Annotated in this window: 15 protein-coding genes; 8 read left to right on the top strand and 7 right to left on the bottom strand. The window is 58.8% G+C overall.

Features of this window, described 5'->3' with window-relative positions; genetic code table 11:
* Positions 1-2: 2 nt before the first annotated feature.
* The 4 genes from GS646_RS21015 to GS646_RS21030 are packed head-to-tail and all read right to left on the bottom strand — an operon-like array spanning position 3 to position 7,640.
* A complete protein-coding gene (locus GS646_RS21015; protein ID WP_171648097.1) occupies positions 3-2,414 on the bottom strand; it encodes an FAD-dependent oxidoreductase in 2,412 nt (803 codons plus the stop codon).
* On the bottom strand, positions 2,411-4,810 hold the full coding sequence (locus GS646_RS21020; RefSeq protein WP_171187740.1) for an FAD-dependent oxidoreductase: 2,400 nt from the start codon (positions 4,808-4,810) through the stop codon (positions 2,411-2,413). Before GS646_RS21020 ends, GS646_RS21015 begins: the two co-directional genes overlap by 4 nt.
* Complete coding sequence (locus GS646_RS21025) at positions 4,807-6,099, bottom strand: aspartate aminotransferase family protein (protein ID WP_171187738.1); 1,293 nt, start codon at positions 6,097-6,099, stop codon at positions 4,807-4,809. The genes GS646_RS21020 and GS646_RS21025 overlap by 4 nt, the downstream gene beginning before the upstream one ends.
* Complete coding sequence (locus GS646_RS21030; protein ID WP_171187736.1) at positions 6,096-7,640, bottom strand: trimethylamine methyltransferase family protein; 1,545 nt, start codon at positions 7,638-7,640, stop codon at positions 6,096-6,098. Before GS646_RS21030 ends, GS646_RS21025 begins: the two co-directional genes overlap by 4 nt.
* A gap of 107 nt (positions 7,641-7,747) precedes the next feature.
* Between GS646_RS21030 and GS646_RS21035 the strand changes: the two genes are divergently transcribed.
* The gene (locus tag GS646_RS21035) at positions 7,748-8,626 is read left to right on the top strand and encodes a LysR family transcriptional regulator (RefSeq protein ID WP_171187734.1); all 879 of its coding nucleotides are present in this window, start codon (positions 7,748-7,750) and stop codon (positions 8,624-8,626) included.
* A gap of 112 nt (positions 8,627-8,738) precedes the next feature.
* Here the strand turns inward: GS646_RS21035 and GS646_RS21040 are convergent, their stop codons facing one another.
* The 3 genes from GS646_RS21040 to GS646_RS21050 all read right to left on the bottom strand — a co-directional run bounded on the left by GS646_RS21040 (position 8,739) and on the right by GS646_RS21050 (position 13,512).
* Positions 8,739-11,156 carry an FAD-dependent oxidoreductase gene (locus GS646_RS21040; protein ID WP_171187732.1) on the bottom strand — a complete coding sequence of 806 codons (2,418 nt, stop codon included), beginning with the start codon at positions 11,154-11,156 and terminating at the stop codon, positions 8,739-8,741.
* Positions 11,157-11,184: 28 nt separating this feature from the next.
* Complete coding sequence (locus GS646_RS21045) at positions 11,185-12,435, bottom strand: aminotransferase class V-fold PLP-dependent enzyme (RefSeq protein WP_171187730.1); 1,251 nt, start codon at positions 12,433-12,435, stop codon at positions 11,185-11,187.
* A gap of 165 nt (positions 12,436-12,600) precedes the next feature.
* Complete coding sequence (locus GS646_RS21050) at positions 12,601-13,512, bottom strand: LysR substrate-binding domain-containing protein (RefSeq protein WP_171187728.1); 912 nt, start codon at positions 13,510-13,512, stop codon at positions 12,601-12,603.
* A gap of 223 nt (positions 13,513-13,735) precedes the next feature.
* On the opposite strand from GS646_RS21050, the gene GS646_RS21055 reads away from it, so the two are divergent.
* The 7 genes from GS646_RS21055 to GS646_RS21085 are packed head-to-tail and all read left to right on the top strand — an operon-like array spanning position 13,736 to position 22,491.
* Entirely contained in the window at positions 13,736-15,088 is a 1,353-nt protein-coding gene (locus GS646_RS21055) for an MmgE/PrpD family protein (protein ID WP_371732120.1), read from the top strand.
* A 15-nt stretch (positions 15,089-15,103) separates the two neighbouring features.
* A complete protein-coding gene (locus GS646_RS21060) occupies positions 15,104-16,345 on the top strand; it encodes an FAD-dependent oxidoreductase (protein WP_171187724.1) in 1,242 nt (413 codons plus the stop codon).
* Position 16,346: 1 nt separating this feature from the next.
* Positions 16,347-16,607, top strand: a complete 261-nt coding sequence (locus tag GS646_RS21065) for a sarcosine oxidase subunit delta (RefSeq protein ID WP_171187722.1) — start codon at positions 16,347-16,349, stop codon at positions 16,605-16,607.
* Positions 16,604-19,426 carry a 2Fe-2S iron-sulfur cluster-binding protein gene (locus GS646_RS23155; RefSeq protein WP_171187720.1) on the top strand — a complete coding sequence of 941 codons (2,823 nt, stop codon included), beginning with the start codon at positions 16,604-16,606 and terminating at the stop codon, positions 19,424-19,426. Before GS646_RS21065 ends, GS646_RS23155 begins: the two co-directional genes overlap by 4 nt.
* A gap of 2 nt (positions 19,427-19,428) precedes the next feature.
* Positions 19,429-19,980, top strand: a complete 552-nt coding sequence (locus tag GS646_RS21075; RefSeq protein WP_171648095.1) for a hypothetical protein — start codon at positions 19,429-19,431, stop codon at positions 19,978-19,980.
* A complete protein-coding gene (locus GS646_RS23270; RefSeq protein WP_171648093.1) occupies positions 19,977-20,942 on the top strand; it encodes a D-2-hydroxyacid dehydrogenase in 966 nt (321 codons plus the stop codon). Before GS646_RS21075 ends, GS646_RS23270 begins: the two co-directional genes overlap by 4 nt.
* A gap of 1 nt (position 20,943) precedes the next feature.
* Positions 20,944-22,491: a trimethylamine methyltransferase family protein gene (locus GS646_RS21085; RefSeq protein ID WP_171187714.1), complete on the top strand. Its 1,548-nt coding sequence runs from the start codon at positions 20,944-20,946 to the stop codon at positions 22,489-22,491.
* Positions 22,492-22,498 lie beyond the last annotated feature (7 nt).

The following is a 22,498-nucleotide window of genomic DNA, read 5'->3' on the forward strand; positions in this document are numbered from 1 at the left end:
AGTTATTCCTCGGATCGGGGTCGCAAATTCTGCGGATCGAAGAGCGCATCTTGATGTACCGTAACCGGGATGTCACGATTTAGAATTCGAACGCTGAGGCCCGTTTGCGGGGTACCCTTGCGAACAAACAACCACCCCAGGGACTTGCCGATCGTATAGCCATACCCACCCGATGTGGTCAGGCCCACAGGCCGATCGTTCAGCAACACCGGTTCGCCACCATGAATGTCGATGTCTTCTGAGTGCAGCTCTGCATAGAATAGCTGCCATGCCGGATCTCGGCTGAGCAGCGCATTGCGGCCCAGAAAATCGCGTCCTTCGCTCACGACAAAGCGTTCGAGACCGACGTCAAGCGGGCCGACATCCGTGGTCAGATCCCCGCTGGCGCGATAAGCCTTTTCCATACGCATCCCGTTGAACGCGTAAGAACCCAGATCCGTCAAACCGTGTTTGGACCCGGCTTCGAAAAGCGCGTCGTAGATTGCACCAATCTGATCCAGCGGCGCGTGCAATTCCCAGCCCAATTCGCCGACAAACGAAACGCGTAGAGCATAGCAAGGAATTCCTGCAACGCGGATTTCCTGCCCAGATAACCAAGGGAAAGCGCGATTGGACAGATCAACGTCTGTCAGTTCAGACAGGATACGGCGGGTCGCGGGGCCTGACAGTGCCAGCATCCCCCAATCTGCCGAGCGGTTGATCATCGTCACATCCTCGCCGGGTCGGATGTGGGACTTGATCCAATCGAAATCCGGTGTGGCGCGGGCAATGGGGGAACCTGTGAAGAACCGGTCTTCGGCCATGCGCCAGATCGTGATTTCTGTCTCGAACCTTCCCTGCGCCGTCAGCAAATGGTTCAGGCTCATCCGCCCGTCTTTCGAAGGTATTCGGTTGGCCGACAGCCGGTCCAGCAAAGCGCCCGCATCCTTGCCCGAGATCTCGAACTGGGCAAAAGCGCAGAGATCGATGACACCGGCGGCATTGCGCGTTGCTTTTGCCTCGGCCGTCGCGTTTGCATGCCACGGCTGATGACCCCAGCCGATCTGTTCTGCTTCGCCTACTCCACCGAAATAGCGCGGACGCTCCCAACCGGCGACTTCTCCGAAAACTGCACCCTTGGCGGCAAGGCGGTCATACAGTGGGTGTTTTTTCAGCGGCCGAAGGCTGTGGAACTGCTTACCCGGGCAAGGCGTGTCATGGCGGCGCATGAACTCGTCCTTGGTGCGCTCGACAATGAAGTTGTCCGAGGCGAAATCTCCGTATCGGCGCGGGTCGAAACCGCGGGTGTTGATTTCGGCTTCACCATGCACCATCCAATCGGCCAGCACTTTGCCCGCGCCGCCGCCCCAGGCCAGCCCGATGGACGAGCCGCAGGACAACCAGACGTTCGGCGCACCCGATGGCCCGACCAGCATTCCGCCATCAGGTGTGTGCGTGATTGCCCCACGCACGACGCGTTTGATGCCAAGATCAGCCAGAATTGGCATTTTGTCGAAAGCCACCATCAGGAAATCGCCAATCGAGTCGTAATCGGCCTGGAACAGCTCATTCTCCGCCGCCCAAGGCGCGCCTTCGGGCATTTCCCAGACCGTTGGGCAGACATGGCCTTCGTAAATTCCGATCAAGCCGGATTTCTGCTCCTGCCGGATGTAACCGCCAAAGGCATTGTCCCGCATCACGGGCAATTCCGGACGGTCGGCGAACTGTGGTACGGTGTCCGTCACAAGATAGTGGTGAAGGCACGACACCGAGGGGATTTTCAGCCCGAACCACTCCCCCACCTGATTGGCGTAAGACCCAGCGGCAATCACCACATGTTCGGCCAGCACATCGCCTTTTTCGGTGCGCAACAGCCACATATCGCCTTTGCGGGACGCCCCGATCATCCGGTTGTGCCGTTCAATCCGGGCGCCGCGCGACCGGGTTGCAGCAGCCAGCGCCATGGTCACGCTTGAGGGGTCGATATGACCATCCTCGTAAGTGCGCACCGCAGCTTTAACGTCGTCGACTTTGTAGAAGGGATTAACCTGCGCCACCTCTTCCGGGCCGATCAGATCCATTGGCAGATCCAACAGCTTGCCCACGCCCATGATCGACTTCATCCAATCGACTTCATCGTCGGTGGTGGCAATCCGGATGCCGCCGACTTCGTGCCAACCTATGCTCTGTCCGGTTTCGGCCTCGACCCGTTTATAGGTTTCGATGGAGGTTTTGTTGATCCACCCCATCAGGCGACTGCCTACCGCATGGGCAATCTGTCCGGCCGCGTGCCAAGTGGAACCGCTGGTCAATTCGGCCTTTTCAAAAAGGATCGTGTCAGTCCAGCCATTCTCGGCCAGTTGAAACTGCGCGGCCACGCCCATGATACCGCCGCCAATGATCGCCACTTGGGTGGATTGGATCGTGTCGCTCATGCAAAAGCTACCTTTACGGGTTTGAGAGAGGCTTTGGCTGTGTAACGGGCGCACGCGATTTCGACTTCGAACCCGTCCAAAACGTCTTGGGTTTCAAGCAGGCCCAAAGGCGCGTTGATCAGGCCAAGCGCCACGGAACGACCAAACCGGTAGCTCCATGCGGCTGAGGTGATCTGCCCCACGACCTTGCCGTCAAAGTAAATGGGTTCATCATGCAGCGGGATCGCGTCAGGATCGTCGAACAGGATCGACACGATTTGCCGTTCGGGACTGTGATCGCGCAAGGCGTCTTCGCCCACAAAACCCGTGCCCATGGCGCAAAACGCACCTAGCCCGGCTTCAAGCGGCGTGGTGCCCGGTGTGAGTTCGTGACCGAATGCCCGAAAACCGCTTTCGATGCGCAAAGATCCACTTGCGTAAAGACCCGCATGGGTTGCACCTGCGGTGACCAGCGCCTCATAGGCGGCCATGGCCATGTCGGCAGGGATGTAAAGCTCAAAGCCTTCTTCCCCGGTAAAGCTCAGCCGACCTGCCCAACCTCGGGCCAAACCAATCTCGACGGGTGCAAAGCAGAACCGCTTGAGGTCCGGGACAGCCGCGTTTGTCGTGGCCTGAAGCACGTCTCGGGCCCGTGCACCAGCAAGGCCCAGAATGGCATACCCGCTGGTAACGTCCGTGAACTCCGCACGGTAATCACTTCTTGTGTCCCGCATCCGCTGCATCACACGAACGGTTTCATTGGCCCCGACGATCAGCAGAAAAGTTTCTTGCCCATGCCGCTGAACGGTCAGATCGCTTTCCACGCCGCCCTTCGCATTCAGGATCTGGGTATACGCAATGCGCCCCTCGGGCACGTCCATCTGCGCGGCACAGAGCCGGTTCAGAAAGGCACAGGCATCCGGCCCCTGCACCATGATTTTACCAAAGGCGCTTTGATCCAGAATGGCAGCGCCCGATCGGCAGGTTTCGACCTCTTGCCCGACCTGTTCGCGCCATGCAGGCGCGCCGAAGGTCAGTGGCAGATGGGCAGGTTCGCCCCCGAAATGCACGGCACGTTCCCAACCGCCCCGCGCTTCGAACCGCGCCCCGGCGGCGACGAGACCGGCATGGATTGGCGAACGACGCTGACCCCTTGCGGTCTCCATCGAACGACCGGGAAACGGGTTGTCATAGTGGCGTCCAAGAACTTCAGGAATACGGGCTTCCAACGCGCCCAGAACGTTCATTTCGGGGCTGAAGCGGCGAATGTCGGCCTCGTTCAACTCCATCGTGGGTTCTCCGGCGATGATCCATTCTGCCATGGCTTTGCCTGCCCCACCTGCCAGAGCAATTCCGGTCGAATTCATCCCTCCCATCAGGAACAGCCCCGGCACTTCGGGGCTTTCGCCCAGCATGAATTGGCTGTCGAGCGTGAAGCTTTCCGGGCCGTTCAGCAACATCCGAACCTCGGCCTTTTCCAGTGCCGGAATGCGGCGCAGTGCGTTTTCCATCATCGGCATGAAATGATCCCAATCCTCGTCCAGCAGATCGAACGAGAAATCGGCGGGCAGCCGATCCAGCGGCAGGCCTTTGGCATGGCGTTCGAACGAGCCAACAAGCAGCCCTTCGACATCGTCGCGGGCATAGAGAAACGCATCCTGATCGTTCAGCGTTGGCAGGTGCGCGCCTTTGCCAAGGGCCTGAACCTCGGGCAAGGGCTTGGTCAGAATGTAGAAATGTTCACAGGCATAAAGCGGCATGTGCGCCCCGGCCATGGCCGCGACCTCACGCGACCAAAGCCCACAGGCGATCACAACCTCGTCGGCCTCGATCACATGGTCACCGACCTCGACGCCCGATATCCGCCCGCCTATCTTTTGCAGCCCAGTCACGCGGGTATCTTCAAAGATCTGAACCCCTCGTGCCCGTGCACCCTTGGACAGCGCCAGAGCCACGTCGGAGGGGTTGACCCGTCCGTCCGACGGCGACCAAACCGCGCCGATCACGTCATCGACCTCGATCAGCGGCCACAAGTCCTTGGCACGGGACGCATCCACAACCTCGGCCTCAAGCCCAAAGGCGCGGCCAAGCGAGACCTGACGTTTGATATTCGTCAGTCGGTCCTGGTTGGTGGCCAGCGTCAGCGAGCCGGTTTGGGTCCATCCCGTGGCTTGCCCGGTTTCACGTTCCAGTTCACCATAAAGGTCGATGGAATAGTTGATCAGCTTGGTCAGTGTCGCCGACGGGCGCAAGCGCCGCACCAGACCAGCCGCATGCCACGTCGTGCCGCTGGTCAGTTTCGAGCGTTCCAAAACGACAATATCTTTCCGACCTTCGCGGGCCAAATGATAGGCAATCGAACAGCCGATGACGCCGCCACCAATGATGACGGTGCGGGCATGGGTGGGCAATGTCATGACAACACTCCGTCGCGGACCATATCCGAAATAGTGTCGCGGAAAAGTGCGACCGCCTCGTCAATCAGGCCGGGTGTATGCGGCAGGCCAGTTACGCAGGAGGTGAAAGACATGAAATCCACGCCTCGCTCTAACAACCCGTCACGCAAGCTTTTGACGACAGCGGGCGGCGTTTTTCGGATTTTTGCGGCATCCAGCCCTTCAATGGATCGTCCACCGAAATAGAGGTGGCAGGTCGAGCTGTCGCCATAAGCCAATGCCTGCACGTCCAGTTCAATGAAGGCTGCGTTGAAGCCATCCCGCAGACGCGCGGCCATTGCATCGGCATGGGCCTGAACGTCGCCGGTCGAAAGAATTTCCATCGCCTTAACCGCCCCCGCAGCCACCAAGGGGGCCGCGTTGAAAGTGCCTTTGTGTCCGACCGGAGGCGATAGCCCTTCACGAGTCTCGCCGGGGCTGAGCAAATCCATGACGTGAGCCCGACCAACAACGGCCCCGCCCGGCAGACCACCAGTGACGATCTTGGCCAATGTTGTCAGATCCGGCGTCACCCCATCTCGCGCCTGACGGCCGCCCGGCGACCAGCGTAGACCCGTGATTACCTCATCAAAAACAAGCACATGGCCCGTTCTTTCGGTCAAGGCTCGCACCCCCTGCAGAAAACCGTCCGGCAGCGGGACCGAGCCATAATTTGCGCCGGAGGCTTCGACAAAGACGGTTCCGATCTGTGGATCGCTGTCCAGCAGGTCGGCAACGGCGTCCAGATCCGGCGGGGATACCACCGTCAGGTCGGTCACGGCCTGCGGTATACCCAGACTCGGCGCTGTGTTGGTGCCGGGTTTGGCACCTTTCATCAACATGTCATGCCAGCCGTGGAAATGGCCGTCGATACGCAGCACCTTGTCACGGCCCGAGTACGCCCGACCCAGCCGCAGGGCCAGCATTGTTGACTCTGTACCAGACCCGGTGAACCGCACACGGTCGGCAGAGGGAAACAGGCGTGCCAGCCATTCGGCCCATTCAACCTCAAGCGGATGACAGTCTGCGGTGTAAGGCATCCTCTCCATCTGACGGGCCACTGCTTCAGCAATCTCAGGGTGGGCATGACCCAGAATCTGACTGGCCGCGCCTAGTTTGAAATCGATGTAACGCTTGCCGTCCACATCCCATTTCTCGGCCCCTTTGGCGCGGTCGAAATAGATCGGATACGGGGTTTTGTAACGCAACTCGTGACTGACGCCACCAGGCATAACCGCACGGGCGCGGGCGCTTAGGTTTTGACTTTTCATGAGGATCTGCCGGTTTGCTGTCGTGTCAGACGGATGTCGAAACACGTGCGCAACGCGCGGTCAACGTCGTCGGGAATGTGCTGCGGGAAGTGATTGGACAAAATCTCGCGCGCTTTTTCCCGAGCAACGTCACCGACAGGCTGAGAGCCGTCTTCCTGCCATTCCCGCGGCGTCCTCCGGTCACCGATTTCGGGATAGAAATAGTCTGATTTCATCCTGTTGAATGTATGCTGTTCACCCAAATAATGCCCCTCGCCCCGGCAAACGTCGGCGATTACGTCGGCAGCGATGTTTTCAGGCGTGGCTTCGATCCCGCGCAAAGTGCGTAGGATATTCCCCAGCATGTCATTGTCACTGACATAAGCCGCATGGCTAACGCCCAGCAAGCTGGCCTGCATCCCGGCCGCCTGGGTGACAATGTTCGAACCCGCGTGTGCAGCCATGGTGACAGCAAGCGATTTCTCGGCCCCGTATTGCGCATCCAAACACTTGGCATCGGTAATGCCCGCAATAGAGGAGGTTGGCAGGTCGAAATGCCGCCCCATCTGTGCAGCGCCCGCCATGAGGATCGCCTGCTCCCCTCCGCCGCCGCACATAGAGCCGGTGCGCAGATCCGCAACCAACGGTTTTGGTGCAAAGATCGCCTTGACCTCTGGGTCGACAAGACGGGCGAACACCAGCCCTGCCAGCGTTTCCGCAACGGCCTGAACCAATGAACCGGCAATGGTTGCCGGGCTGGTAGCACCGGCCTGTCCAGCGCTGATCAATTGAACCGGGAACCCGGCCAGAATTGCGGCTTCGAGAACTTCACACGCTTCTTCGGCAAAGCGCATGGGTGGCACGACGTGGCACACCATCACAGTCAAGAAAGGACGCGCGCGAAAGGCCTCTTCACTGCCGGCAATGGCATAACACAGCTGTGCGATCGCGGGCACATTGTCGGGCTCGGTGATCGAGATCGACACATGCTTGGACGTCCCCGCCAGACATGCATAAGCCGTGTTGAGATCCATAACCGCGTTGTCTTCGATATCCCGGGCAACCACTGAACGGCTGAAATGGTGGATATTGTCCATCTGGTCGACAATGCGGGCCGCGTCATACAGGTCAGCCAGTGTCGAGTCCCGATAGACGCCCGTGTCCAGATCAAAAACACCGGGGGCCGCGCCGCCACTGGACATGTGCGCGCGGGCCTGACTGATATCCAGATCATGTTCAGGAACTTGACCGCAAAGGCTAAAATCACGGTTTGCTTCGCTGATCGCCTGACGCACCAAAGCGCGGGGGAACTGCAAACGGTGGTCATCTGTCAATGACCCACCCGCAGCAACCACCTTTTCGATCATCGAAGGTATAGCCTGACTCAGGCCAAGCGTTTCCAGAAGGGTCAGCGCCGTTTCTTCAACCAGCGCGACCTCTTGGGGAGAAAGCGGCTTGAAACGCCCGCCACAGATACCTGGCCAAACAGGCGGGTTCGACTCGGGTTCTGTTGTTTGGGTGAGGCGCTGTTTGCGGCCACGCCTGCGCACTGTAGCGGTCATTTTACATGAGTCCAGATTACCTACTTGCCATGATTACAGCCCAAACAGCAGTTTACAAATGGTCTTTCCTCAGCGACTAGTAAGTTTCACTCATCATTAGGACGGTTATGCTCCCCTCTCTTTCCGCACTACGCGCTTTCGATGCAGCCGCGAAAACCGGCAGTTTTCGCGCCGCCGCCGAGCATCTTGTGGTGACGCCAACGGCCATCAGCCACCACATCCGTGGACTGGAAGATCAACTGGGCACCCTATTGTTTGAACGCGTGGGGCGCGAGGTCAGACTAACGGAGGATGGAACACGGCTGGCCGAAACGACTGGACGGGCGTTTGGGATGCTGGAAGACACGGTTGGAGCCTTGCGCAGAACATCACGCAAGGTTGTGCGATTGGCCGCCGGACCCATCTTAACGGCCCGGTGGCTGATGCCACGCATCAGCGACCTTTGGCAGAGTTTCCCCGAGGTCGAGCTTGAGGTCGTGCCTTCGTATCGTCCGCGGATGGCGGACCAAACCCACGCAGATATTGTTCTGAGCTGGCATCGATTGGCGGACATGCCGCGCGGCTCACTCAAACTGCTGGAACTTCGACCTGTCGCCATAGCAAGCGCGCAGTACATCGACCAATATGGGCCCATCGATGCGCCTGAAGATCTATTGAACAAACCCATCCTGCACCAACGCAATCATTGGGGCTGGTTGGACTGGTTTGCCGCGATGAACGTGCAGCCGGGGTCCCCCCTGATGGGCGTTGTGTTTGAAGATGCAAACATTCTGTTACGCGGGGCTGCCGAAGGACAAGGCGCAGTGGTGGGCTGGCTGCCACTGATTGATCAAGATCTCAGGGAGGGGCGGATTTTGCGCCTGTTCGACGAAGATATCAAACCCACACACGGCTATTTTGTCGAGGCACAGGACGGAAGCCGGGACAAGCGTGAAGTCCGGGACGTTATTGAGTGGCTGAGGTCCCAGAGCTGCGAACCTGGCTAAAAACATTGGCCATTGAACGCAAAAGCACGCCGCTGAAGGCAGCGCGCTTAATTTGTCTCGTCGGACACAGATCGGTTTTGACCTGGCGCGTCCTTCTAAGCCTATGTAAAGCTTAGCTTCGCAGTCTGCTGCCCATGGGGTCAAACGGCGCCTCTGACAGAACACGCCCTTTGTGCGCCTTGCCAATCACCTGAATCACCACCTCATCTCCGGGTTGCGCCACTTCGGGGTTGCGGAAGCCAATGGCCAGTGATTTCCCGACCGAATAGCCATACGCCCCGGATGTGACCCGGCCAACAGGCGTGCCGTCGGGTGTAAAAATCGGCTCACTGCCGGTGGCATCTGCGTCCTCGGTCACGTCCAGTTCGAAGACCGTCAGAACTTCTCGTGGGGCGTTGTCCTTTACGGAAAGGTAGGCGTCCTTGTGAAGGAAATCCTTGTCGAGCTTGATCAGACCGGTCAGCCCAACCTCTTGCGGCCAGTATTCCTGGCTGTATTCCCGACCCCAGGATCCATAGCCCTTTTCGATGCGCAACGACCCCAGCGCACGCCCGCCAACGGGACCGCCACCGCAGTCTTTGGCGGCCTCAAGCAATGCGGTGTAAAGCGCGACCTGATCAGCCTCGGCGCAGTGCAGCTCCCAACCCAGATCACCTGAAAAACTGACGCGGATGGCCACACAGTCCACACCTGCAACGGTGATTTTCTGGGATCGCATGAAACGGAACGCTTCATTGGACAGATCGGCATTGGTCAGACGTGCCAATGCCTCACGCGATTTCGGACCTGCGACGTTGAACCCGGCAATGCGGTCTGTCGCGACCTCCAGCGTGGTGCCCTCGGGCATCTCGACCATCTGGAAAAAGCGTTGATGATAGCGCTCGGCCATACCCGATCCGATCATCATGTATTCGTCTTCGGCCAGCTTGGTAATGGTAAAGTCCCCTGCCACGCCACCGCGAACCGAGATCAGAGGCGTCAGGCAACTGCGCCCGACTTCGGTTGGCACACGGTTGGCCACTAGACGGTCCAGCCAGTCGTAAGCACCCGGTCCTTTGATCACGTAATTTGCAAAGTTCGAGATGTCGATGACGCCCACGCTGTCGCGCAGCATCTGCACCTCGCGACCAACCGGATCGAACCAATTTTGGCGGGTAAAACCGGTTGTCTCTTGGGCGCCGGGTTCATCCGCGAACCACAGCGGGTGTTCCCAACCGCAGTTCAGACCAAAGACACAGCCCATCTGTTTTTGCATCTCAAAGGCCGGGCGCACACGGGCCGGACGGCCAGCGCTGCGTTCTTCATTGGGGAAGTGGATCTTGAAACGGTGCGTATAGGCGTCTTCCACCCGCGCTTTGGTGAATTTCTTGTCGGCCCAGTCGCCAAACCGTGCCAGATCCCAAGCGAACATGTCATATTGCGGCTCGCCCTCGATCATCCACTGCGCTGCCAGCAAGCCCAACCCACCTGATTGCGAAAAGCCCGGGATCAGACCGCCACAGAGGAAATAATTCTTCAATTCTGGCACAGGCCCCCACAGCATGTTGGCATCGGGCGACCAGATCATCGGCCCGTTGATCACCCGCTTGACCCCGGCTGTTGCTGCAACCGGTACGCGTTCGGTCGCGCGGATCACGTTTTCCATGATCCGGTCCAAATCGTCAGGGAACAGATCGTGGGCAAAATCCAACGGTGTGCCCTCTTCGGCCCAGAACTTCATATCCTTTTCATAGGCACCAATAAGAAGCCCGTTGCCTTCCTGCCGGAAGTAATACTCGCCATCCCGGTCGGCGATCGAAGGTAAGCGACGGCCCAGATTGGCGACTTCATCGATGGTTTCGGTCACGAAATACTGATGTTCGGTCGGTTGCAGCGGCAGCGTCAGCCCTGCCAGAGCCGCCACTTCGCGACCCCAAAGACCAGATGCATTGACCACCCATTGTGTGTGGATATCGCCTTTTGGTGTCCGAACAATCCAGCTGCCGTCCTGTTGCTGCTCGGTCCCTGTTACGGGGCAGAACCGCTCGATTGTTGCGCCCATGGCACGTGCCCCGGCAGCATAAGCATGGGGCACGCCCGAAGGGTCCACATTGCCGCCATCGGGTTCGTACATGATGCAACGGATGTCATCGAACTGAGCCAGCGGGTGAAGCTCTTTTGCTTCTTCGCGGCTGACCTCGTGAAAATTCAGGCCGTAAAAACGCGCTTTGGCCTCTTGCAGGCGCAATTGCTGCTCGCGTTCTTCGGTTTGTGCCAAGTACAGCGAGCCCGGCTGGAACACGCCGCAGCTTTGGCCGGTTTCCTTCTCCAGCTCTTTATACAGGTTCATCGTATAGTGCTGGATTCGCGTGATGTTGTTGTTGTCGTGCAGCCCGTGAATATTGGCCGCCGCGTGCCAGGTCGAGCCACTGGTCAGTTCATCACGCTCCAGCAGGATCGAGTCCGTCCAGCCGAGTTTGGCAAGGTGATACAAAATCGACGTACCGGCGAGACCGCCACCGATGACAACAGCTTGTGCGTGGGTTTTCATGAATCTGTTTCCCTAGATATGACGCGGCTCAGGCGGCGATTTCTTTCATAGCGGCAAGGAATTGAGCGACCTCGCCAGTTGAGTTGTAGTGACACATCGAAACCCGCACGCACGAGTCGTAGCCCAACGGGGTGAGAATATTCCCTGAATAGTGATCTGCTTTGCGCAGATGGGTACGAATGCCCTGATCGTTCAGTCGTTTCACCACATCGACAGAGGCTACACCCTCAACACGCAGCGAGACCAAGCCTTCGCGCGCCGGGTTGTCGACCCCACCCAGAATGGTGACTTTCTCCATCTCGGCCAGGCCGCTCAGGTTGCCAGTGCCGTGGATCATCGCATCGGTCAGCGCTTTTTCCTGCGCGTGGATGGCATCACCCGCCGCCAGGAACTTGCCACGCCGGTCTCGGGCATCGCTGACTTGGCTTCCCAACCACTCGAAATAAGACACAACATCGGACATGGTGGCATAAGCCCCGGTGTCGCGTGTCCCCATTTCCCAATTTTCCGCAGGGCCATCCAAAAGAGCGTTGTGGTCCAACGCGGTCAATCGGTCGGATATCCAGGCAACACCATATCCATGACGCGAAAACACTTTGTAGGGTGAGATCACGTATCCATCGACGTCATAGGCAGTCAGGTCGATCCGACCATGCGCCGCGTGCTGGATGCCATCGACGATAATGAAACAGTCGGGTGCTACGGCGCGGATTACTTTTGATACGGCGGCCACATCCACGCCCATCCCTGTCACCGGCGACGTGTGCAGGATCGTTGCCACTTTTGTCTCCGGGGTGACGGCTGCTGCATAGGCATCGGCCGTCACAAGCCCCGTCTCGTTATCATGCGGTATCAACACATGTTCCTGCCCGGCAATGCGTGCCCAACGATCGCACGCCGAACGCGTGGCGGGGTGTTCCAGCGTCGATCCCAGTACGACACCTGAACCTGTGCCCAGACAGGCGTTCATGATCAACCGAAACAGTAATTCAGTGCCGCTTTCCCCAACAAAGAACTGCCCGCCGGGCGCATTCATGAAATCTCGCATATCGGCTTTTGCGGCATTGATGGTATCAACAAGCGCATGTGACCCCGGGTTGTCGCGCCCCTGATTGTCCGGGATCGCCGCGTAACGCACAGAACTGTCCAGAACCGAATTCAGGGTCAGCGCGCCGCCTGCATTTTCGAAAAAAATGCGCTCACCCTGTTCGGGGCAATGGTCGATCTGGGCAAACTGGTTGCGGATCTGCTCTAGCAGGCTTTCTGATATCTGGCTCATGACACGCGATGCTTTGTGTTGATGGTGCACGGTATGTCGCGGACCCTATGACGGTTCCACCTGCAGGACATGCAAAAAAAACGGATGCAATGCAGTCGAATTTTCTGCACCAAAGGCAAACACCGATTGGCTGGCTGGGGTGCAGTCGGGGTATCGAACGCACAGCTAGGAATGGACAGATTGACCAATCTGACCCTCCGTTTCAGCCGCGACTTTCAACAACCAGTTTTGAAACAGTCGAACCGCTGGCGTGGCATTCGCCTCGCGCAGATTGGCATAATACGCCCATGGGCTGTCGAGGTTCAGGGCAAATGGCTCGATCAGAAGCCCCCGTTCGACATAAGGCCGGGCCAGCGATTTCGGCAAAGCCACACATCCCAGGGATTTTGCCGCCAATTCCAGCGCCAGGTTCGAACTGTTGCTTCTTGGGCCTTCTTTCTGGTCCAGATCCTTTAGCCCAAATTTTGCCGCCACTTTTTCCCAATACGCCGAGCGACCCAGAATATGGATCAGTTGCGCATCGTGCAATTGCTGTGGGTCAGTCAAAGGTTGATCACCGACGGTATAGCCCGGCGCACAGACCACCGTCAGCTTTTCCGCCCACAAACGCGTCAGACTTTCAGATGCATCATCCCTATGGTTAACCGTGATCGAAATGTCCGAAACGTTGGGGTCCACATCCGTCCAGATGGTCCCGTGGACAGTCACGGAAATACCCGGGTGATTTTCGGAAAATCCCCGAATGACGTCGGGCAGCCAGTTTGCGGCGAGGCTAACAGGACAGGAGACGACCACAGTTCGGGTATGCGGTCGAAGTACAAGTGACTGAGTGGCTACGTCAATTTCCTGCAACGCATGGCGCACTGAAGGTAGATACGCTTTGCCCACATCGGTGAGTGACAGAGACCGTGGGTGGCGCACAAATAGCGGTCGTTTGAGAAACTCCTCAAGCGACCGGACGTGATTGCTGACGGCAGATTGCGTGCAATTCAACTCTTCCGCGGCACTTGTAAAGCTCAGATGGCGGGCAGCAGCCTCGAAGGAGCGCAGAAAAGACAGGTGCGGCAGGTTCATCATGTGCAGTGATCCGGTGCGGTATATATGTCGAGTATGGCGTGACCGGCCCGGCCTCTCGTTCTTTTGCGACATAAACACTGTTACGCAAGCGACATGGCCACCAGCGGACCCACAAAAATTCCGGTGCCATAGCCCAAAGATTGTTTTCGTGCCGCCGGACACAATTAAGCCTACCATGCGAGCTGAGACCGGTATCCAGACTTCAAACGCAAGCAGGCAGCCCGTGGCAGACAGATTTCACAAAATAGCATGTTTTACTCTTGAAACGACTGCCGGAGATATCCCGGAGTCGACGCTGAGCGCCGCAGCCAGAATGACGCTGGACACGCTGGGCATCACAATCGGCTCAGGCCCCATGACAGCAGGGGTGATCGCGCGCGAAAGCGCACTTGCCTTGTACGGCGCCGGTGACGAAACATTCAGCGCACGTATGATGTTTGATGGGCGTCGGGTCAGCGCCGCTGGGGCGGCTTATGCCGCTGCTACACAAACTGACAACCTGGACGGGCATGACGGCTACAACCCGACCAAAGGCCATATCGGGGTGGCGGTCGTTCCCGCGCTTGCAGCAGTCGCGGAAACGATAGGGGATATTTCTGGCCCCGAGGCACTGAGCGCCGTGACCATCGGCTACGAAGTTGCAGGGCGCGCCGGTATTTCACTGCACAACACTGTCAGCGATTACCATACTTCAGGCGCTTGGAACGCGTTGGGGGTGGTGGCTGTCGCTGCGCGATTGCGCGGAATGAACCAAGACCAGATGCGGCAGGCCATGGGTATCGCCGAGTATCACGGACCCCGCAGCCAGATGATGCGCGAAATCGCCAATCCCACAATGCTGCATGACGGCTCGGGCTGGGGTGCGTTGGTCGGGCTCTCGTCGACCCTACTGGCCGAAAAAGGATTTACTGGCGCCCCCGCCATCACCGTCGAAGCCGACGAGGTCGCGCCATATTGGCAGGATCTGGGCCAGTTCTGGCAGATGGAGCATCAATACGTGAAGCCTTATCCGATCTGCCGCTGGGCGCACGCTGCAATCGACGCCACACGCGCCCTGATGCGGGATCATGACATTACGCACAAGGACATCGCATCAATCCGCGTCAACACGTTCCGCGAAAGTGCTTGTTTGTTTCAGGGAATGCCGGACGACACGTCAAAGGCGCAATACTCCCTGCCGTTTGCGGTCGCCACCATGGCCGCGTATGGGCGGATAGGGGTCGAACATATAACAGGGTCCGGATTGTCAGACCCTCTTGTTGCGTCGATTGTAGACCGCGTTTCCGTTTTTGAAACCGAACGCCATTCGGCGCGTTTCCCGAAAAGCCGCATTGCTGATGTTTCCATAACCTTGAAAGACGGCCGCATTCTGGACTCTGGCGACGTTCACGCCCGGGGTGGGCCCGAGGCGCCGATGAATGACGCGGAAGTGGACGAAAAATTCATGGAGTTTGCGGCCCCCTCGCTGGGAGACACCCGCGCCGCTGCCATCCGCGATGCCGTATGGGGGCTGTGCCAGCCGGGTTCCAGGTTCTCGGACCTTTCAGCGCTGCTCTATGACGCGCCAAAAGCGTAGGTGGGGCTTACTGGAATGCCATTTACGCTCCTGAAATACGGGTTGTCTTCGACCTATCCCGTGACCGGTGACATCCCGGCGACGCCCGATCTAAAGCCCAACTATGACGTGGTGATCGTGGGCGGCGGGGGCCACGGTTTGGCCTGCGCACACTACCTGTCCAAGTATCACGGCATCTCAAACGTCGCCGTTCTAGAAAAAGGCTATCTGGCCGGTGGCAATACCGCCCGGAACACCACAACAATCCGCTCGAACTATATCACCAAAGAGGGCATCGCATTCTACAAGGAAGGCGTTCAGCTTTATGAGGAGATGAGCGAAGAGCTAGACTTCAACGTGATGTTCAGCCAGCGCGGTCAGCTGACTTTGGCCCATACCGAGGCCACCTTGCGCAGTTTCCACCTGCGCGCCGAGATGGGCAAGCACGCGGGCACCAATATTGAAGTGGTGGATGCGCAAACCGTAAAAGAACTCAGCCCGCATCTGAACATGGACCAAGGCGGCCCGCTTGAGATCATGGGCGGGCTATGGCACGCCGATGGCGGCACAGCTCGGCATGACGCGGTGGCATGGGGCTATGCGGCGCAGGCCAGCCGTCGGGGCGTAGAAATCCACCAGCGCACCGAGGTCGAAGGCTTTGACATCAACGGCGGCAAGATCACCACGGTCCGCACCAACCGGGGCAACATCTCTGCCGGTCAGGTGATGATTGCCGTGGGCGGTATGAATTACGATATGGCCCTGAAGGCAGGCGTTGAGCTGCCGATCCGCTGCTTTCCCTTGCAGGCCATGGTGACACAGCCGCTGAAACCCTGGCTGCACACGCTGGTCAGCTCGGTCAGCCTGCACACCTATCTGGTGCAATCTTCTCGCGGAGAGATCGTGATCGGCGGCGGCTCGGACCCGTATCAGCTGTATTCCACTCGCTCGACGCTGGATATGAAAGAGCATCTGGCCGAAGGCGCAGTGCATCTGTTCCCCTTCCTGCAAGGTGTGCGTCTGCTGCGGCAATGGGCCGGGATCACCGATATGACGCCCGATTATTCGCCCATCATGGGGGCCAGCCCGCTGTCGAACCTGTGGCTGGATTGCGGCTGGGGCACGTGGGGGTTCAAGGCGACGCCCGTAGCCGGGAAGTACATGGCCCAGACCATCGCCAACCAAAAGGTCGCGCCGATCCTCGAACCCTTCACCATGGAACGCTTCGCAACGTTCGCTCTGCTCAATGAAATGGGCGCAACCGCCGCGAGCCACTGACATGAAGATCCTGACCTGCCCGATGAACGGCCCCCGCAATATCAACGAATTCCAGTGCTTTGGCCCCGTGAAAGCCGACCCCGATCCTGCCACAACCTCGGATCAGGATTGGGCGCGGCATTTGTTCCGTGCTGACAATACGACCGGAGTGATCACCGAGTGGTGGCGACACGTGCCGTCGAACTATTTCTTTCTGGCCGAGCGCAACGCGACGACCAACGAGGTGATGCGTACCTTCGACGCATCGGAGATCGCTCAATGACCCGCCTGCCCGAACCCTATGGCACGCGCATTCGGCGCGACACCCCGGTGCGGTTTACCTTTGAAGGTCAAAACTTTAGCGGGTTTGACGGCGACGTAATCGCCTCGGCGCTGGCCGTGAACGGCCAGTGGATGCTGTCGCGCAGTTTCAAGTACCACCGCCCGCGCGGGTTGATGTCTATGGCGGGATCAGAGGCGGACACGCTGGTGCAGTTGCCCTCGGACCCCAACGTGCAGGCGGACCGCCACCCGATCACCGAAGGGCTGACGGTCACGGCACAAAACGTCAATGGCTCACTTGCGCGGGACCGGGATGCGTTTCTCGACAAGCTGGGCCGTTTCATGCCCGTGGGCTTCTATTACCGCACCTTCATGGGCCCCACGCGTAATAGTTGGTTAAAGCTCTGGGAGCCATTGATCCGCAAGAAGGCGGGTCTGGGTGTGCTCGACACAAACGCCGAACATAAGGACTTCGAAAAAGCAAACCTGTTCTGCGACCTGCTGGTCGTGGGTGGCGGTCTGGCGGGACTGACTGCAGCGATTGAAGCCGCTGAGGCAGGCGCCGATGTGATCCTGGCCGAGATGGAGCCGGATCTGGGTGGTGCGTTAACTTACCGCCGCGACGGCGCGGACCGGCTGGCACACCTGACAGAGCGCGCAGATAAATTGGCCAACCTCCGGATCATGACCTCAACGATTGTGAATGGCTGGTACGAGGATAACTGGTTGCCGTTGATCCGAGGCAACAAACTGTTCAAAACCCGCGCGCGAGAGGTCATTCTGGCAACCGGCTGCATCGAACAGCCCGCTGTGTTCCGCAACAACGACTTGCCAGGGATCATGCTGGGTTCGGCCGCGCAACGTCTGATACGCCACTATGCGGTCAAACCCGGTCAGCGTGCGGTGGTTCTGGCCGCCAATCCCGAAGGCTATCGCGTCGCGCAGGACTTGCGGGACGCGGGGGTCGAACTGGCCGCAATTGTTGACCCGCGCGATGGCGGCTCGGGCGAAGCACTACAGGGCGTCCAGACCATTGCAGGCGATATCACTGAGGCGCACGGTAAAACCCATGTCACCGGCATCACAGTCGCCGGTCAGCGGATCGACTGCGATCTGGTGGTGGTCTCCGTCGGGTCAGCGCCCAGTTGGCAGTTGCCTTGTCAGGCTGGCGCAAAACTCAGCTACGATGACGCGACCGCCCGGTTCTCTCTGACTTTGCCCAGTGGCCCACTTGGAACCGCAGGCAGCATCAACGGACCGGTCGCTGCGGATGTGGTGATCAATGATGCCCGCATCGCGAGCCATGCGGCGCTGGCTCGGCTGGGTCTGCCGCATGAAAAGATAGCCCAGATCGCCGACCCTGAAGCTGAATTGGCCAATTTCGAGCCCAACATCACCCCGCACCCCAAAGGCAAGGATTTCATCGACCGCGACGAGGATATTCAAGTCAAAGACCTGCAAAATGCGGCGAAAGAGGGCTATCGCGAGCTGGAGCTGATCAAGCGGTTTACCACTGTGGGCATGGGACCATCGCAGGGTCGCCACTCCGCTCTGGCAACGGCGCGGGTTGTGGCCGACGCCACCGGGCGCAGTATTGCCGAGACCGGCGTGACCACGGCGCGGCCCCCTTTTGCGCCGGAAACGCTGGGGGTATTGTCCGGGCATCACCATCCCGCGCAGCGGCGCAGCGCGTTGCATCAGGAGCACCTTCGCCTTAACGCTGATGTGCGACCGGTCGGCGCGTGGTGGCGGCCCTATTTCTACGGGCCTAAAGCCGATGCCAACCGGCTGATCGAAGAAGAAGTCAAAGCGGTACGCGAAGGTGTCGGCGTGCTGGATGTCTCGACCCTTGGCGGGTTGGAAGTGCGCGGCCCGGATGCGGGCGAATTCCTCAACCGTATCTATACGATGGCGTATAAAAAACAGCCCGTCGGAAGATGCCGGTATTGTCTGATGACCAATGAAATGGGCACCGTGATAGATGATGGCGTCGCCTATCGTCTGGCTGAAGACATGTATTATGTCACAGCCACCACCGGTGCTGTGGCCCGCGTCTATGCGGATATGCTGTTCTGGAACGCGCAATGGCGGCTGGATGTGGATGTGCTGAATGTCACTTCTGCTTTCTCCGGGTTCAACATCACCGGGCCAAAGGCGCGTCAGGTGGTCGAAGCACTGGACAGCGACATCGACTTCTCGCGCGACGGGTTTGCCTATCTTGACGGGCGCTCGGGTTCGGTGTCGAGCATACCAGTACGTGCCATGCGGATCGGCTTTACCGGCGAGCTGAGCTATGAGCTTCACTGCCCTTCAAGCTACGCCAAAACCCTATGGGATGCGATTTTGGCGGCGGGCGAACCCGTTGGTCTACGCCCTTACGGCCTTGAGGCAAGCCGGATCTTACGCCTAGAAAAAGGGCATATTCTGATTGGGCAGGATACAGACGCGCTGACCTCGCCGGACGAGCTGGGCTTTGACTGGGCCGTGTCCAAGACCAAACCGTTCTTCGTCGGCAAACGCTCCATCGAGATGCGCCGGAACAAGGGGCTGTCCCGCAAGCTGGTGGGCCTTAGCTTTGAAGGGGGCGATGTTCCGCACGAAAGCTGTCTGGTTCTGCGTGACGAAGTGCCGGTGGGGCATGTAACCTCGGTTCTGTGGTCCCCTACCCTGCGTAAACATATCGCGTTGGCCTATGTGGACGGGCGCGACGCTGAAATCGGCTCTCCTGTCACGGTGAAGTGTCGCAATGGCAATCGGGTTCAGGTGCCGGTCGAAGGTCATGCCTTCTTTGACCCGGACAACACGCGGCAGGAGGTATAAGGATGCAGATCTATCCGTTGCAACCGGGCGGGGCCGCCGAGGGTGTGACCCTTGCGTCAGGACCGGTCACGCTGTCTGAAATGACCGCTCTGCCACGCTTTGGCCTGAAGGGCCGCGGTAGCGCCGACTGGCTTGCCGCACAAGGGCGTAAACTGCCCGAGATCAATCGATTGAGCGATGGTGTTCTACGCCTTGGCGGCAATGATCTTGTTGTCATCGAAGGGGCCGACGACCTGCGCGCCGCATGGCAGGCAGCAGACGCGCCCAAAGGTTATAATGCATGGCGCGAAGAAACATGGGCCTGGATGCATTTGTCCGGCCCGCGGCTTGATGATCTGATGGCCAAGATTTGCCCAGTGAACCTGCGTGCAAACGCATTCACCGAAGGCCATATCTTCCAAACCCGCGTCGGTTACACAGAAGCGGTTGTGTGGCGCGCGCATCATAAGGGGTTGGACGGATTCTGCGTTCTTTTCGACATCTCCGCCACTGCCTTTTTCGCCCAAGCCATTGAAACCGCCGCTCAGGAGTTCAAGAAAGAGGCTGCACTGTGAATTCCCCTGTCACCATCCTTCACACAGACAACCCCGCTGCGTCCAAGGCCCTACTGGCCCAGCGGCACCCGGATTTGGAAATCCACACCTGTGACAGTTACGAGGCTTTGCCGCAGATGATCGCGGATACCAAAGCTGAGGTGGTCTATTCCGTCCGCTTTGCAGGCACACCCGGCTTTCCCCGCCAGGTACTGATTGATGCGCCCAGCGTCAAATGGGTTTCGGTCGGCGGCTCGGGCACCGACCATATGAATCCTTGGGACCCTGAAACCCTTACCGTGACCAACGCCGCCGGGGTGGCCGCTGACATGATGGCGCAATATGCGCTGGGGGCAATGTTCCACTTTACGTTGGAACTGCCTGGGTTTCGCGCGGCTCAAACCCGTCGCGAATGGGTGTCGGGCACGGTTGAACCAATTGACGGCAAAACGGTACTAATCCTCGGCCTCGGCCAAACCGGTATGGCTGTCGCCGCACGGTACAAGGCGATGGGTTTGACCACGGTCGGTGTACGGGCCCGTCCAAAACAGACCCCAAACGTAGATGAAGTGTATGGCATGGACGATCTGCACGACCTTTGGGCGCGTGCGGATTTCATCGTCGTCTGTGTCCCGCTGCTGGACAGTACCAAAGGTCTGGTCAATGCCCGCGCATTTGCCGGCATGAAGCCCGGCGCCGTGATCATCGACGTCTCGCGCGGCGGTGTGATAGATGAAGCCCCTCTGGTTTACGCGCTGGAAACCGGCGCGTTGAAAGGCGCGGCGCTTGATGTCTTTACCATCGAACCACTGCCTTCAGACCATGTGCTTTGGGGCTTCGAAAATGTGATCATCACCCCACATTGCTCATCGGTTTATGAGGGGTGGGACCTGAAATCGGTCGAGATGTTTTCTGACAACCTCTGGCGCTATCGCAAGGGTGAAGCGCTGACCAATATCGTTAACCCCGAACGAGGATACTGACATGGCAAGAGAAAGACGCAGCACCCGGGGTGGCGGGCGACGTGGCAAAAGCGATCGCGGTAGCGCGGCCATCCGGCAGTTGCCCTGGCAGGATGTGATCAACACGTCACCCAAGATGGAATTGCTGAGCGAAGAGCAACTGGATCAGCTTCACGCCACGTCGATGCGTATCCTGTCTGAAGCAGGTATTCGTGTCATGGGCGACAACGTGATGGACCTGTTTGAACAGGCCGGAGCCCTGGTGGACCGCGACACCAAGACGATCCGTATCGACGAAAGCATCGTCAATGAGGCTCTGAAAACCGTTCCGAAGACCTTTACGCTGACAGGCCGCAACTCGGACAAACGGATTACGTTGGGTGGCGACCACGTCAATTTCGGTCTCGTGGCCGGTCCGCCGAATGTGCATGATTGCATCAACGGGCGACGTTCGGGCAATTATGAAGACTATTGCAACTTCATCAAGCTGGCGCATCATTTCAACGCCATCCACCTGATCGGCAATCAGGTGACCGCGCCGCAGGAAATGCCAGCCAACAACCGACATCTGGATACCTACAACGCAAACCTCAGTTATAGCGACCTCAGTTTTCACGCCACAGCGATTGGCCGAGGGCGGGCGATGGATGGCATCAATATGATGGCCATCGCGCGGGGTATCTCGTTGGATCAAATGCGAGCAGATCCGGGGCTGATTACCATCATTTCCGTGAACTCGCCCCGCCTGTTTGATGACGCGATGGGCGACGGATTGATTGCCATGGCCGAACATGGCCAGCCGGTCACGATCACGCCCTTCACCCTGATGGGCGCTATGACCCCTGTCACCCTTCCCGCCGCTTTGGCCCAGCAAAATGCCGAGGCGCTGTTCGGCGTGACCCTGACCCAATTGGTCAATCCCGGCACGCCGGTGATGTACGGGGCGTTCACGTCGAACGTGGACATGCGCTCGGGGGCGCCCGCCTTTGGAACGCCAGAAAACACCAAGGCCAATATGATCAGCGGTCAGCTGACCCGCCGTTATGGCATTCCCTACCGAACTTCGAACGCCAACGCCTCGAACGTGGTCGATTTGCAGGCAGCCTATGAGACGATGATGGCAACTTGGGGCGCTGTGCTGGGTGGGGCCAATCTGGTCTATCACGCAGCCGGTTGGCTCGAAGGTGGGCTGACGGCGTCTTATGAGAAGCTCGTCATGGATGTGGAAATCCTGCAAAACATGATGGAGTATCTGAAGCCTCTGAAATTCGACGAAAGCGAACTGGCGCTGGACGCGATCAAAGACGTGCCCACTGGTGGCCATTTCTTTGGCACTGAACACACGATGGAGCGCTATGAAACTGCGTTTTATGCCCCCATGCTGTCCGACTGGCAAAACCATGGCGCATGGGAAGCCGCGGGGTCCAAGACAGCGCTGAACCGGGCTACCGAAATCTGGCAGCAGGCGCTGCGCGAATACGAAGAACCGGTAATGGACCCAGCGATCCGCGAGGAGTTGGACGCTTATATTGCCAAGCGCAAAGAAGAAATCGGTTCCGACGAGCCCTAAAGAAAAG

Origin of the sequence: Ruegeria sp. HKCCD4315 (genome assembly GCF_013112245.1) — a bacterium.
GTDB lineage: Bacteria > Pseudomonadota > Alphaproteobacteria > Rhodobacterales > Rhodobacteraceae > Ruegeria.